General features: G+C 47.3%; 12 protein-coding genes. All 12 read right to left on the bottom strand.

Annotation, left to right across the window (positions count from 1 at the left end; translation table 11 throughout):
- Positions 1 to 102: 102 nt before the first annotated feature.
- On the bottom strand, positions 103 to 1,224 hold the full coding sequence (locus tag C5S62_RS11170; protein ID WP_104405459.1) for a glycosyltransferase family 4 protein: 1,122 nt from the start codon (positions 1,222 to 1,224) through the stop codon (positions 103 to 105).
- 183 nt (positions 1,225 to 1,407) lie between these two features.
- The gene (locus C5S62_RS11175; RefSeq protein ID WP_104405460.1) at positions 1,408 to 2,946 is read right to left on the bottom strand and encodes an OmpP1/FadL family transporter; all 1,539 of its coding nucleotides are present in this window, start codon (positions 2,944 to 2,946) and stop codon (positions 1,408 to 1,410) included.
- Between the two features lie 322 nt (positions 2,947 to 3,268).
- On the bottom strand, positions 3,269 to 4,768 hold the full coding sequence (locus tag C5S62_RS11180; RefSeq protein WP_104405461.1) for an NADH-quinone oxidoreductase subunit N: 1,500 nt from the start codon (positions 4,766 to 4,768) through the stop codon (positions 3,269 to 3,271).
- A 28-nt stretch (positions 4,769 to 4,796) separates the two neighbouring features.
- Positions 4,797 to 6,350, bottom strand: a complete 1,554-nt coding sequence (locus C5S62_RS11185; RefSeq protein ID WP_104405462.1) for a NuoM family protein — start codon at positions 6,348 to 6,350, stop codon at positions 4,797 to 4,799.
- Positions 6,351 to 6,353: 3 nt separating this feature from the next.
- Positions 6,354 to 8,252 (bottom strand): NADH-quinone oxidoreductase subunit L, encoded by a 1,899-nt coding sequence (gene nuoL, locus C5S62_RS11190; RefSeq protein ID WP_104405463.1) that lies wholly within the window; start codon positions 8,250 to 8,252, stop codon positions 6,354 to 6,356.
- Positions 8,253 to 8,385: 133 nt separating this feature from the next.
- A complete protein-coding gene (gene nuoK, locus C5S62_RS11195; RefSeq protein WP_104405464.1) occupies positions 8,386 to 8,694 on the bottom strand; it encodes an NADH-quinone oxidoreductase subunit NuoK in 309 nt (102 codons plus the stop codon).
- 20 nt (positions 8,695 to 8,714) lie between these two features.
- Positions 8,715 to 9,248, bottom strand: a complete 534-nt coding sequence (locus tag C5S62_RS11200) for an NADH-quinone oxidoreductase subunit J (RefSeq protein ID WP_104405465.1) — start codon at positions 9,246 to 9,248, stop codon at positions 8,715 to 8,717.
- Positions 9,249 to 9,262: 14 nt separating this feature from the next.
- Positions 9,263 to 9,793 carry a 4Fe-4S binding protein gene (locus C5S62_RS11205; protein ID WP_104405466.1) on the bottom strand — a complete coding sequence of 177 codons (531 nt, stop codon included), beginning with the start codon at positions 9,791 to 9,793 and terminating at the stop codon, positions 9,263 to 9,265.
- Between the two features lie 13 nt (positions 9,794 to 9,806).
- The gene (gene nuoH / locus C5S62_RS11210) at positions 9,807 to 10,886 is read right to left on the bottom strand and encodes an NADH-quinone oxidoreductase subunit NuoH (protein ID WP_104405467.1); all 1,080 of its coding nucleotides are present in this window, start codon (positions 10,884 to 10,886) and stop codon (positions 9,807 to 9,809) included.
- 18 nt (positions 10,887 to 10,904) lie between these two features.
- On the bottom strand, positions 10,905 to 12,422 hold the full coding sequence (locus C5S62_RS11215; RefSeq protein ID WP_371411205.1) for an NADH-quinone oxidoreductase subunit D: 1,518 nt from the start codon (positions 12,420 to 12,422) through the stop codon (positions 10,905 to 10,907).
- A 134-nt stretch (positions 12,423 to 12,556) separates the two neighbouring features.
- Positions 12,557 to 13,195 carry an NADH-quinone oxidoreductase subunit B gene (locus C5S62_RS11220; protein WP_104405468.1) on the bottom strand — a complete coding sequence of 213 codons (639 nt, stop codon included), beginning with the start codon at positions 13,193 to 13,195 and terminating at the stop codon, positions 12,557 to 12,559.
- Complete coding sequence (locus C5S62_RS11225; RefSeq protein ID WP_104405469.1) at positions 13,186 to 13,536, bottom strand: NADH-quinone oxidoreductase subunit A; 351 nt, start codon at positions 13,534 to 13,536, stop codon at positions 13,186 to 13,188. Before C5S62_RS11225 ends, C5S62_RS11220 begins: the two co-directional genes overlap by 10 nt.
- Positions 13,537 to 14,467 lie beyond the last annotated feature (931 nt).

The raw sequence follows: 14,467 nt of genomic DNA on the forward strand, positions 1-14,467 counted from the left end.
GCTCCGCTGTTACAAAGATACGACATTTTTCAGCCAAAAGCAAATAGTGTTAAAAACAAGCAAAAGAGAAAATCGGAAAATCAGAACAATTAACACCGGTTCTTAGAAGCTACTCTCTTTTACTTGAAAATAAATTTTCTCATATTCCAGTTGCATGTTACGCACGCTGAAACGCTTCATGACGTACTCGCGTGCCCAAGCTGTCAAAGCGGAACGATCGGCAACGGGAAGCGTCTTTCTGAAAATATGCACATAAGCCGACACATCATTACCAGTCACCCAAAACGGCCAGTCAGACGGTAGGGCATCACTCAATCCGGAACAACGGTTGGCCACGACAGGAAGACCGGCCATGGCAGCCTCGACAGCAAGCAATCCCAGGCCTTCAAACTCCGAGGGCATGAACAAAGCGTCAAACGAACCCATAAAAGCCGGTAAACCGAAAACGGGAGGTACCAATACGGCATTGTCAGCGTCATCCACTACGCGCTCCACTTCCTGACGTAACGTACCATCACCTATCAAATGGAAAAAAAAACGCCCGTCGCCTTTCATCCGCCGAATGGTCTCCAGGAGACTTTCAATGCCTTTCTGAGGTTCCAGTCGGCCGGCAAACAGAATATTTAACCGGTCCGGATGCAAATGGGGATAGCGGCGTTGCTCAACAGGTTCCACACCGTTCATTATGACAGGCGGAAACGTTCCGTAATTTTGTCCGTAAGCGTCCTTCACTGATGGCGATATGGCCACATTGCAGCCGTTTCGTTGCATGAAACGCTCAATGTGGTCTCCCAATCGTTTCACTCCGGTCCATAACATCGTATTATGTACCGTCCGTACAATTTTATATTTGCGCAGCCAAGGGAATAGCCGCGCAAAGGCACAGACTGCCATATCGGCCGTTTCGGTATGGCAGTGCAATACGTCAGGCCGCCATTTCAAATAAAGGAACAGAAACCAGAACGGAAAGCACAAAGCCCCCAACCGTTCGAAAAGAAAGTGAAAACGGACATCGGGCATGAAAGAACGATGCAATCGGATGCCCGATGCCTGCAGTTCGTCAATAAGACTGCGGGTAAAGGGGGTGTGTCCGCGCATCACCTCAATCATGTGATACTCTACTCCTCCGGTGGAGGACTTGGCAATATTGGCCGCCACCTGTTCCGCGCCGCCAAGGTCGAAATGGCTGATGATGTGAAAGACTCTCACTGGTGTATGTTGCATCTTGTTCATTCTTACGTCACTGGATAATCCACGGCAAGTTAAGAAAAAAACAGCGTATGGCCAAAGCTGACAACAAAAATAACCGGCGTAGCTTCATTTAATAACCGCTGTCGGGGGAACAAACAAAATACCGCTTCATGCTTAAGGCATGAAGCGGCAAACAAAATCTCATATTTCTAAATATCAGAAGTGAATGTCCACACCAAGCCCAAACACCTTGTTGCTGCGGCTGTAGACATCGACCCCGGCCATTCCCGTTCCATTGTAATTGTCGGAGGCTTTCGTGTAGTCCTTATAGTTAGTCCAAAAATAACCGCCATTCACATTAACATGATCGTTGATCTTGACTTTCAGCCCGAGACCTAGCGAATAAGAATCGCAGTGAAAACTCAAATCGCTCTGAAAAGCATTGCTGGTACCATAATCCGTGTTCTGATAACCGACACTCACCGTAACACGGTCGATGATATCGTACTCCATACCGGCGGTAATTTCATGCGTGTTATGATTGAGATATTTCTGCTTGTCCTCAGACATGCCGGCTTTCTTGTCAAAATAACAATTCCACCCGGCCATCACACGCCACTTCGGCGTAATGCCATACTGCGCGCCGATGCTCAGGATGGCAGGAATATCGTTAGGCGTATTCACACCATTGGCAAACGAAGCCACACCGGTAGTATTGGCCTTAGTCTTGTTCTCGATATTCATATTAGTCTGAAACTCATAACGGGCACCAAGATTCAGCCGCCCTACACGGTAATCCAATCCGATGATAGGCGCAATTCCCCATCCCTTCTGATCACAATCCAGTTCTAAGTCTGCCGTCTTATTGGCCAGGCCGGTAAACTGCAACGCGGCACCGGCGGCCTGCTCCGCACCGGCGGCATATTGAGCCGAAAGGGCTTCATACTGTGCTTTCTGGACCGGATCGGTTGTAATCGCTGCCAGCTTGGCATACTGATCGGCAGCAGCCTGTGCCTGCAAGGCTGTAGCTTCATAACTGGCGGCCTGCTGCTTGAAGTAAGGGTTAAGCGGTGTCATGGTGCCGTTGAGACGGGCGCTGATATTACGCAAATATCCCTCATAATGGTTGCTGGCAAAATTCATGCGGGCACCGAGATGAACGGACAGCCCCTGCTTCAAATCGCCACGGTTCTCAAAAATCTTATAAGTAAGACCAAGCTGCACACCATAGATGTATTGCCGCCCACTCATATACATATTGGTAGAATAAGCGTCGGCAGGTATGCCAGCCTGCGTCAGCATGCCAGGAATGAGCGACACGGGAGCCTCGAACATAGGCAAGCCGCTGTTAAAGGTAGCTTTGCCTCCACCGCCGGTAATGCCAAAGTGCATAGATACCGTCCAAGGGCCTTTCTGATATGCGGCGTCGAGCGAAGGAATAAAGGGGGCGGAAGCCTCTCCCTTGAATTTTCTGACCGGATTACCCGGCTGATTGACATTATAGGCAAAGGGTGAAAAGGTTGACAATATATTGCGCTCCTGAGCGGCATTCTGCCAATTGAAAGCGAAGTGCCATCCCTCTCCCAACCAAGCCAGACCTGCCGGATTACTATAGGCTCCGTCAAGTTCAAACGTGGCCAAACGCGCCGGATTGCGCAAGAAAGAGACACTTTGGTTTGTGTTGGTAAGATAACCTCCTGCCAGCGTTGGAAATGAAGCGGCAAAAACAGCCGCCGTTAATAAAAATTTTCTCATATTTCCTTTATTTTGGTAAATTCGGCGGCAAATGTACGACAATTATGCACACCGACAAAATATTTGTGCAGATATTTATACTTCTTATAAACTCTAGAAAGTTGCTGTTATCTTCCGCCATGGCTACAACCACAATTCTCTTCACGAAGCCGACCAAAGGATTTCTGCCGGCCATTGAACCATTCAACAAGTCATGACATCTCGAGGCATCGACGGACTGGCCGGCAATTTATTGGCGATAAGGTGCCCCATAAAAGAAGAACGGCCCGCAAAATAATTGCGGGCCGTTCCCTGATTATTGACAATGCCATTATGCCTGGCATTATAAGCCGTAGCTGAACCGGTCGATATAATTGTAGAAACAACCGGCGATGCCGAGCAACACTACGCCAAGCATACAAATAGCCAAGGCGGCACGTGTGCCGCAGTCGCTCCTGAAAGCGGCTATAGGCGCATCGTTGTCTTTGATGTACATGGCTTTCACAATCAGCAGATAGTAATAAAGCGATATGACGGTGTTGACCAATGCAATGAAGACAAGGAGATGATAACCGGCATTGAAGGCTGCCATGAAGACAAAGAATTTTGAGAAGAAGCCGGCAAAAGGCGGAATGCCTGCCAAAGAGAACAGGCAGAGCGTCATGAGGAATGCCAGTTTGGGATTGGTGCGGTAAAGGCCGTTGTAGTCGTCCATTCCTATCTTCCCGCTATTCTGCTCCACTACATGCAACACGGCAAAAGCGCCGAGATTGGCAGCCATGTAAACCAACAGATAGAAGACCAGAGAGGTCATGCCCTGTGACGTGCTTCCCATGATGGCCAAAACAAGATAACCCGCCTGCGAAATGGCCGAGAACGCCATGAAGCGCTTGAGGTTTTTCTGACGGATGGCAAAGAGGTTGGCTATGGTTATGGAAGCTATAATAATCCAAAAGAAACCTTCGCTCCACATTTCCTGAAAAGCTGCGGCACCGAAGACTTTCATCAGAACTGTCATAAGCACAAAAGCGGCAGAGCCTTTGGATATGACACTGAGATAGCCGGTTACGACCGTGGGGGCACCCTGATAGGTGTCGGCAGTCCAAAGATGGAACGGCACCAAAGATATTTTAAAGCCCAAACCTGAGATGAAAAGCACCAGACCAAGAATGCTCAAAAGGTTTACCTGAAGAGTATCGGCCATCTGATCAAAATAGAGTGTTCCCGTCACACCGTAAATGAGCGACACACCGTAGAGTAACAAAGCGCTGGAAAAGAGTGCCAGCAATATGTATTTGGCTCCGGCTTCGGCGCTTTCGTATTGTTTCTTGTCGTAGGCAACAAGAGCTGTCATAGGAATGGAGGCCAGCTCAAGGCCGATGAAGAACATGATGAAATGACCGCTGGAAATCATGAAATACATACCGAGCAACGTGAACAGAACAAGTGTGTGGAATTCACCCATCTTGATTCTGTTTTCCTGACGGTTGAGCCATGATCCGGCCATTAAGAACACGACAATGACACCTGTGTTGAGAACACTCTTGACGATAGTCATCATGGCTGTATGTTGGTACATTCCGCCAAAGGCATCTGAGGGCAGACAAGACTCGGCACACCAGGGCACAAGGTTGATAACGGTGTGGACCATCAGGAGAAGCACCGGAAGTAACGTGCGGAGATTACAACCGCAGGCCGGAGCACACTGATTGTCGGCGGCGCAAACATCGCCCAGCCCTTTTTCCTCTTTGCCACAGAGGAACAAATCTGCCAAGAATACGATAACAATGACTGCCAGAAGACTGAGTTCTTCAGCCATGCTCAAAAAATGAGAATAATCCATTTGCATAGTTGTTTGCTGTGTATTTAAATTAGAGGAAAGGATTTGACGCACTCACTACATGAGACACATTCTGAATATGATCTACGATAGGTGCCACGCCTGTTGAAATCATGTTGCTCACCCAAAGCGGCGCCAAACCAAGGCCTGCTACTGCCACGATAAGGCAGATAACAGAGAAGCGCTCGTCCCATGTGGCATCTGTCAGTTTAAGATGGTGCTCGTTTGTGCAAGTGCCATAAAGGATCTTACCCACCAGACGGAGAATATAGACTGCGGTTATGACAATACTAGAACAGGCGGCAATGGTAAGTACACGATGGAAAGTGTCGGCATTCTGGAAAGAACCGACGAAAATAGTCATCTCGGCTATAAAACCGGAAAGCCCTGGCAAGCCTAAATTGGCCAAACCGGCAATCACATAGCATACGGCCAGGAAAGGCATGATTTTCATCAATCCGCTCAACTCACGGATGTCACGTGTATGGGTACGGCCGTAAATCATACCGATGAGGGCAAAGAAAAGAGCTGTCATAAGACCATGACTCAACATCTGAAGAACAGCACCGGTACAGGCGGTTTTATTGAGCATGAGTATGGCGAATAGCACCAATCCACAGTGTGAGACAGAACTATAGGCATTGATGTATTTCAAGTCGGTCTGAACACAAGCCGAGAATGCACCGTAAACTACCGAAATACCGGTGAGGATGAGGAATATCCAACCGAGTTCGTTAGCAGCATCTGGCAACAGATACATGGCTATGCGGAAACAGCCGTAGCCTCCGAGTTTCATCAAGACACCGGCATGAAGCATTGACACGGCCGTAGGTGCTGAGGCATGACCGTCGGGACTCCATGTGTGGAACGGGAAAAGAGCGCCAAGCACTCCAAAACCGATAAACGTCAGGGGGAACCAAATGCATTGTTGCGTGAAATCTATAGTATGGGCGCCACCTGTCTGATTGGCTATTTCAACGATATTCATCGTGGCGCCGCCGGCACCATAGAATATACCGAAGATGCCTATCATCAGGAAAGCGGACCCCCCCATAAGCATCAGTGTCAGTTTCATGGCGGCATATTCCTTTTTGCCGCTTCCCCAAACTCCGATGAGCAGGTACATGGGGATCAGTGCTATTTCATAGAACATGAACATGGCAAACATATCCACTGTGATAAAGAAGCCGAACACTCCCATGCTCAACAATGTGAACCACAGGAAATATTCTTTTGTCAGCGGTTTGAGCTGCCAGGAAGCAAAAGTTCCGGTGAAAACAATGACTGCGGAAAGCAACAACATTGCGACGCTGATTCCATCCACCCCTACGGAGTATTTAATGTTGAGCGGTTCGAACCAAGAAAAACTACCGGTAAAGAGCATTTCACTGGTTGGATCGGATACGCGGGCACCGAGGAAATCGAAGACCAAATAGACTGAAAGTCCCAAGAGCAGACTGCTGCCGGCCACCATCACGCCGCGGACCTGATTGATATTACGGGCCAACCACAAGCCGAACAACATCACCAAGGGGATGAAGACGAACGACGAGAGATATAATACATTGATTAAATTACTGTCCATGGCTTAAAAAATAAAAATTAAGAGTAAGACAAGAATACCGATAAAGAAGGCATAAGCGTACTTCTGAACGGCACCACCCTGCAAACCGCGAATTTGGAAGCCGAGAGCATTGGTTCCCCAGGCGAGAAAATCGAAAAATCCATCGACAATGTGACGGTCGAACCAGGCGATAGGCTTGGAGATATGCGCGAAAATAATACGATGGGTGACGTACTGATAAACTTCGTCCAAATAGAAACGCTTATATGCCCATCGGTGCAAATTCCGGAACTTTTCCTGAATGGCATTGGCTACCGGCTGACGCTCTCCCATATAGATATAAGTGGCAAGAGCAATGGACACTACAGCGATAGCAATGCTCGTACCTGCAACATTCCAATCAAGATGAATATCATAGGACTGACCATCGGCACTGACGAAATTGCCGAAAGGTATGAAACCTGCTGCACAGGTAACAAGAGCCAGGAAGACAAGAGGAACTGTCATTGTGAGTGGTGCTTCATGCGGCGTATGCCTGGCATGAAGTTCCTTGTTCTCTGTTCCCCAGAAAATACCGAAATAAAGACGGAACATATAGAATGCAGTCATAGCGGCGATAGCTGTCATAATCCATCCCATAAACGGACTGTAGGCAAAACAAGCTGTCAGAATCTCGTCTTTTGAAAAGAAACCGGAAAAAGGAGGAATACCGGCTATAGCCAAACATGCTATGAGGAACGTTATGTGCGTAATAGGCATATATTTGCGCAAACCGCCCATAGCTGACATTTCATTACTGTGAACTGCATGAATTATACACCCTGCACCCAAGAAAAGAAGGGCTTTGAACATGGCATGGGTAAAGAGATGGAACATAGAAGCCATGTAACCAAGACTACCGTGGTGTTCATGTCCTGTAGCTATTTCCGTACAAACGCCAAGGGCTACCATCATGAAAGCTATCTGTGAGATTGTAGAGAAAGCCAATACACGCTTTATGTCACTCTGCGCACAGGCAACAGCAGCGGCATAGAACGCAGTAAACGCGCCTACCCAAGCGACTATACTCAAGGCTTCGGGAGCATACTGTATCCACAAAGGAAACAAACGGGCTACCTGAAACACTCCGGCAACAACCATGGTTGCGGCATGAATAAGAGCAGAAACAGGTGTGGGGCCTTCCATTGCATCGGGCAACCAGATGTGCAAGGGGAACATAGCACTCTTACCGGCACCGCCAATGAACATCAGCACAAGGGCCGTGGGAAGTATGAAACCACCTTTTGCAAAGCCTTCGGCATCGAAATCAAAACCAAACGATCCGCAATAGTAACCGTAAATGAGAATACCGATAAGGAAAAACATATCAGCAAAACGTGTCACAATAAAGGCCTTTTTCGAAGCCGCAATAGCTGCGGGAGAAGTATAATAGAAACCGATGAGCAGATAAGAGGATACACCCACAAGTTCCCAAAAGAGATACATTTGAAAAATGTTGGTGGCCACAACAAGACCAAGCATGGACATAGTGAAAAGGCTCAAATAGGCATAATAACGCTGAAAACCGCGCTCACCATGCATATAGCCGAAAGAATAAACATGCACCATGAGAGATACCGTAGAGATGACTATAAGCATCATCACGGAAATAGGGTCTAGCATAATACCCATATCAAAGTGCAGGCTTCCATCGAAGAATGGCAACCAATTAATATTGTACGGTACTATCGTCTCAAAAACGCCATCAGCTGTTCGTGGCATGGTGAAATATCCATAAGCTGTAGCATAAGACAATACCGCCACCATGCCCAAGACGCAAGTGCCGACCAGTCCGGCGGCCTTATGGCTGAGCCACTTTCCGCAAATTCCCAATAGCAGGAAGGAGAGAAAGGGCAGCAATAGGATTAATATTGTATATTCCATATTTTTAATGTCAGGAAAGTCGTTACATCAGAATTCAGCATTTATTGTATACATCCGGACTAAAACGGTCTTTCAGATTCATCCAATGATCAATATCCTCAAAAAAACTGATGAAAACAACTATGAAACTAAATTACCACTTCATCTTTTCCAACTTATCTACCGTAATATCCTTGAGCAGGCGATAAATATTTATCATGATGGCTATTGCAACAGCACTTTCGGCAGCAGCAATGGCAATGCCGAAAAGTGCGAAGAAATACCCCTCATGACCGTTGGGATAAAGCATACGGTTAAACACTGCAAAATTAAGGTCGGCCGAATTGAGCATTAACTCAATAGAAAGCAAGATGGCCAAAGTGCTCCGACGGGTAAGGAACCCGAAGATACCGGCAAACATCATAACAGCCGAGATTATCAAGATATATTCTATCTGTATCATTTGTCTGATTTTATATATAACTACCGTTTACGGGCAATGAGCAGACCAGCCACGATACATGCCAACAACAGAACACTGACGGCTTCAAAAGGCAGGAGATAACCATCATTGCCTGATGAAAGCATAAAACGACCAATCTCATTAATGGAGTTGTGTGAAGCATCTCCGACAGGTTCTTCAGGTGCACTGAGAGCTACAACATTTTTAAAGAGATTTTGCTTGAGAAGTACTCCAATAAAGGTAAGAAATCCCACCAGTGTCAGTACAAATCCCCAAGAGGCATCTTTCGCGGTACGTTTCACTACAGCATCATTTCCGCCTTTGGTTAACAAAATAGCAAAAACATAAAGCACAATGATGCCGCCGGCATAAACCATTGTCTGAACAGCGCCCAGGAAGGTGTACCCCATCAGGAAATACATACCTGCTGTGCCCAAAAGCACAAAAAGCAGATATGTGGCAGCTCGTACGATGCTCTTCGTTACCACGGTGGCGACGGAAGAGAGTACTATGACCACTGCCAATATTACAAACATGATATTTTGTGAATCCATTTATTAAGTAATTTTTAGGCCTCAGCCGGTTTGGCAGCAGGAGGCGCTGCTGTAGCGACGGCCTCCTTCTTTACTACTTTCTTTTCTTGCACCTTACTCCCAGGATGATTCAAAATCTTGATAAGTTTTGAACGGTCGAACACCGCATTCTCAAAACTTTGATCGAAAGTGATGGCATCATGCGGACAGGCACGCGTACAAAGCTGACAGAACATACAGGCTCCCAGGTTATATTCATATTTTACCAGGCGCTTTTTCTTCTTGCCGTCTTCGTCCTCATAAAATTCGCTTGTTACATTCAACGTACCGTTAGGGCAGGCCATCTGGCAAAGACCGCAACCGATACACTTATGTTCATTATTCTCATTATGAGGCATCGTCAGCGAACCGCGAAAGCGATCGAACATTTGAAGTTCACTGCGATTTTCAGGATATTGTTCGGTGATTTTCTTGGTAAAAAACTCACGCATAGTGGTTTTCAGACCAATACCCAAAGTTTTGAGCCCACCGAATAAGCCTTGAATATAATTCTTTTCTTCGTTCATGATTTACTACGGATTAAAAGTGGAACTCCCACGATACGGCCAAAGCCATCAATATCAGATTGACCATGCTGATGGGAACGAGGTACTTCCATTCCAACGAGAGTATCTGGTCAATGCGCAAACGTGGAAACGTCCAGCGTAACCACATAAGGAGGAAGACCACGAAGAATGTCTTGCCGACAAACCACACCGCACCGGGTATGTAGTCCATTACTGCATTGAAGCTGTCAAGGCCGGCAATATGAAGCGGTGCCCATCCTCCCAGGAAGATGGTAGATGCGATGCCTGCGCAGATAAACAGATTCAGATATTCAGCCAAATAGTAATAACCGAAGTGCATACCGGAATATTCCGTATGATAACCGGCTGTCAGTTCGCTCTCACTCTCAGGCAAGTCAAACGGGCCGCGATTACATTCGGCATTACCAGCCACCAAATAGATGACAAAGGCAACAACCGCGGGCAAATGGCCACGGAATATATTCCAGCCTTCAGCAGCCTGCTGCGCACAAATTTCAGAGAATGACATCGTACCGGTGAAACAGATCATGGTAAGCATTGTCATACCGATAGACAACTCATAACTAATGATCTGGGCGCCGCTACGCATGGCACCGATCAGCGAATACTTGTTATTACTGCTCCAACCGGCCAAAAGAATCCCTACCACACCTATGCTGGAAATGGCCAGGAAGAAAAACACACCGACGTTGAAATCAATGATTTGCGCACCGGCATTCCAAGGCAAACAAGCGAATGTGATCATTGAAGCCGTGACAACGAGAAACGGCGCCAGGCTATGCAGGAACATATCCGTCTGGCGTAAATTGATAATCTCCTTTGTCAGCATCTTGAACACATCGCTAAACACCTGAAGCGTACCCCAAGGACCTACACGCATCGGCCCTAGACGACACTGAAAAGCGGCGCAGACTTTTCGCTCCATATAAATAAGAGCAATGGCAAACACGGCATAAAGCGTAATGAGGACAAGCGCCACCAGAACACTTTCTGTCAGAACAGCCGCCCACTCCGGCATAAATCCGGTAAGCAAACCGTGTAGCCAGGAACTTACTGTATTGAAATTAAACATTTCTTTGTTATTTTAATGTTAACGGTCAATGTCCGGAACTACATAATCGACAGTTCCGCCTATGGTTATAAGGTCGGCAATCATGCTGTTACGACACGCCGTGTCCATAGCGGCAACAAGCGGCAGACCCGTAGAGCGATAATGTAACCGGTAAGGAGTTTTGTCTCCCTTGCTTTCAAGCAGAACGCCAAACTCTCCGCGGCTTCCTTCCACAGAAGTATAATAAGTTCCGGCGGGCACCTTAATGATTGGCTTCATCTTTTCCTGGAAGTTACCTTCCGGTATATTGTCGATAAGCTGTTCGATAATATCCAGACTCTCAAGAATTTCATCCATACGCACCATATAGCGGGCAAAGCTATCGCCTTCGGTACGCGTTACTTCATTAAACCGTACCCTGTCATAAGCAGCGTAAGGGCGCAGCTTACGGACATCATTATGCCATCCCGCAGCACGTCCCGTACCTCCGGTACAGCCAAAAGAGATGCACTGCTCTTTTGTCAGAACGCCGACACCTTTCGAGCGGTTCTGGAAGATAACGTTACCGGTAAAGATATCGTGGTATTCCTGAATATTCTTACGCATATACGGGATAAACTCCTTCACACGCTTCTGGAAATTTGGATGGATATCCGCCATCACGCCGCCTATCGTGTTATAATTCAAGATAAGACGTCCGCCACAAGTCTCCTCAAAGATATCGAGAATTTTCTCACGGTCGCGGAAACCGTAGAGGAAAGCCGTCGTGGCTCCGAGGTCTTGGCAGAGACAGGAGAAGAAGAGGATATGCGAGTCTATACGCTGCAATTCATCCATAATTGTGCGTATCACCTTTACACGGTCGCTCACCTCTACTCCCATAGCCTTTTCAATGGTCATGCAAAGGGCATGGCGGTTTTGCATGGCTCCAAGATAATCCAGCCGGTCGGTCAGCGCGAGGGTCTGCGGATAAGTCATGTCCTCACTTATTTTCTCCACCGCACGGTGAATATAACCAAGGATGGGATCGATCTTTCTGATGCGTTCACCTTCCAGACTCACACGGAAGTGAAGCACACCGTGAGTGGAGGGGTGTTGAGGTCCTATATTGACAACATATTCATCCTTTTCGAATATACGGTTTTCCGACCGCGTCACGGTGCCGTCGGCATTGAGCGTAAGAGTTTCCGTAACATCAGCCAAAGGCTCATTCGTCATGCGTAGCGGATTATTCTTTTCCGTCTCATCGTCTTTGCGGAAAGGATATCCCACCCAGTCTTCACGCATGAAAACACGGCGCATATCCGGATGTCCGGTAAATCTGACACCGTAAAAGTCAAAAACCTCACGCTCATAAATATTGGCAACATCCCAAAGGTCGCTCACGCTAGGGAGCAATGGGTTCTCACGGTCGGTTGTAGCTGTTTTCAGGCAAACTTGCTTGTGCGTTACGGTAGACTCCAGCTGATAAACCACACCGAGGCCATCTTCCTGCCAGTCCACACCAGTCAGATTAACCAGGAAGTCCATTCCTTCTTCTTTGCGCAATCTCTCCATTTCGGCGCGCAAATCTTCCGGCGCAAAAAAAGCGGGTTTCAACTCATTTTCAGCCGGAGCGGCCGGTGTGGCAGAAGCGGCAGGACGAGGTGCAGCCGCTTTCGTAGCCGTTGCTTTAATGTTTTCACTTTCCATCATGCCTGTTCCTCCTCATTATAAATGGTTTGGGCCCTTTCGGCAGCTTGCGCCTTATAGGGGTCTTTCTGTTTGCGGTTAGTCGTGCCAAAGAAGTTTTCCACTTTCACTTTGCGTTGGAGCTGCATCATACCGTAAAGGAATGATTCCGGACGCGGAGGACATCCCGGCACATAAACATCAACAGGAATGATGTTATCCACACCGTTCACCACATGATAAGATTTTGTGAAGGGACCGCCCGAAATGGCACATCCTCCCACTGCTACCACATACTTCGGATCGGCCATCTGATCATAAAGACGCTTCAGCACCGGAGCCATTTTTGTGGTGATGGTACCCGACACAAGAATAACGTCAGCCTGACGCGGACTATTACGTGTCACTTCGAACCCGAAGCGGGCAATGTCGTAACGAGCCGCACAAACGGCCATAAATTCAATGCCGCAACAACTCGTGGCAAAAGTCAGCGGCCAGAGAGAGTTGGAGCGTCCCCAGTCGATAAGTTCGTCCAAACTGCGTACAATGACATTTGTACCGTTGGCGTTAAGTTCAGCCACAAGCTTCTCGAATGTCTCATTGTCCTTGAAATCCTCATAAGGAATGGACTTGATCTTGGGTTTCTTCATTACTGCCATTTCAACGCTCCTTTCCTCCAGGCATAGGCCAGGCCCAGAACTAAAATAAACAGGAAGAAGAGCACACTCAGCAGGCCGGCCGGGCCCAGCGAGCGCATAACGACGGCCCAAGGGAAGAGGAACATCGTCTCCACGTCGAACATAAGGAAGAGAATGGCAAAGAGGTAGTAACCCACGCGGAATTGCATCCAGGAGCGTCCGCGTGTCGGCACACCACACTCATAAGCCTCCTCTTTCTGCTCGTTGAAGCTACGCGGCGAAATCAGCTTGGCCAACAACGTCACGACGGCGACAAACAAGATACCTGTCAGCAAAACCGTGACAAATAAGGTAAAGTTCATAGCTCTTTAGTGTTATGATTAATATTATTGTTTATATGTTTCCCAAGCAAGACAGACCACACGTGGCTCTGCGGGCATATAAGACGAAAAGTGCCTGCACATTCGGATTGTAAGGGCTTTCCCGATGTACAGACACAATGATGAGGCACAAAGACACGCCTGTCTTCGGCCTTTACCATAATAAGATGAGCACACTTCTCCTCTGAAGAGAAAATGCCGTATAATTTGCCCTTTTTCACATTGTCCGTCTTACAGAGGGCAAAATTACAAAAAGAAGTCAAAAAATGATAAGCCCACCTTACAAATCTTGTGTTAAAAATACGTTTTGAACCGCTAAATATACGCTGCTGCCCTAAAAAGCGATGGCGCCAACCGTCACACTCTCTGCTGTTTTCCGCATTTTTCATCTTTACCTTGAGGCGTTCCGGATTTTCCACAATTAATTCCAGCCTGCGCAACCAATAAAAAAATCGGCATCTATCCGTTGGTTGTTTTCTTCAAAAAACCGGTAATCCGGAAATGGCATCCAGCCGCCCAATCATAAAAAATACGGTACTTCCCGTTTTTAACACTATTTGCTTTCGGCCGGAGAATCATGTATCTTTGTAACAGCGAAGCGGGACTTTCTTACGGAAGCCCCGCTTTTTCTATATTTCTCAGGCATATTCCGGCCGTTTTTTGCCCTATTCTTTCAGAAAACTCCCCGTATTACAATTTAAAATGCAAGTATTCGAGTTGAAATTCGAATAAGGACTTTTCCCGCCGCACTACCTGCAACCTATGTTTTAACACGCTGAATTGTAACAGAAAGTTAAAAAGGTTAATCCTGCCGTTCTCCCTCTGTCCCTCATCATGCGGTCTTTTTTGCTTTGGCACGATATGTGCATTCACCCTTCCCGGCGGGTTGGTCTTCAATGCGGACTATCGTTTT

This window comes from Prevotella sp. MGM2 (assembly GCF_002933955.1).
In the GTDB taxonomy this organism is placed as follows: Bacteria; Bacteroidota; Bacteroidia; order Bacteroidales; family Bacteroidaceae; genus Alloprevotella.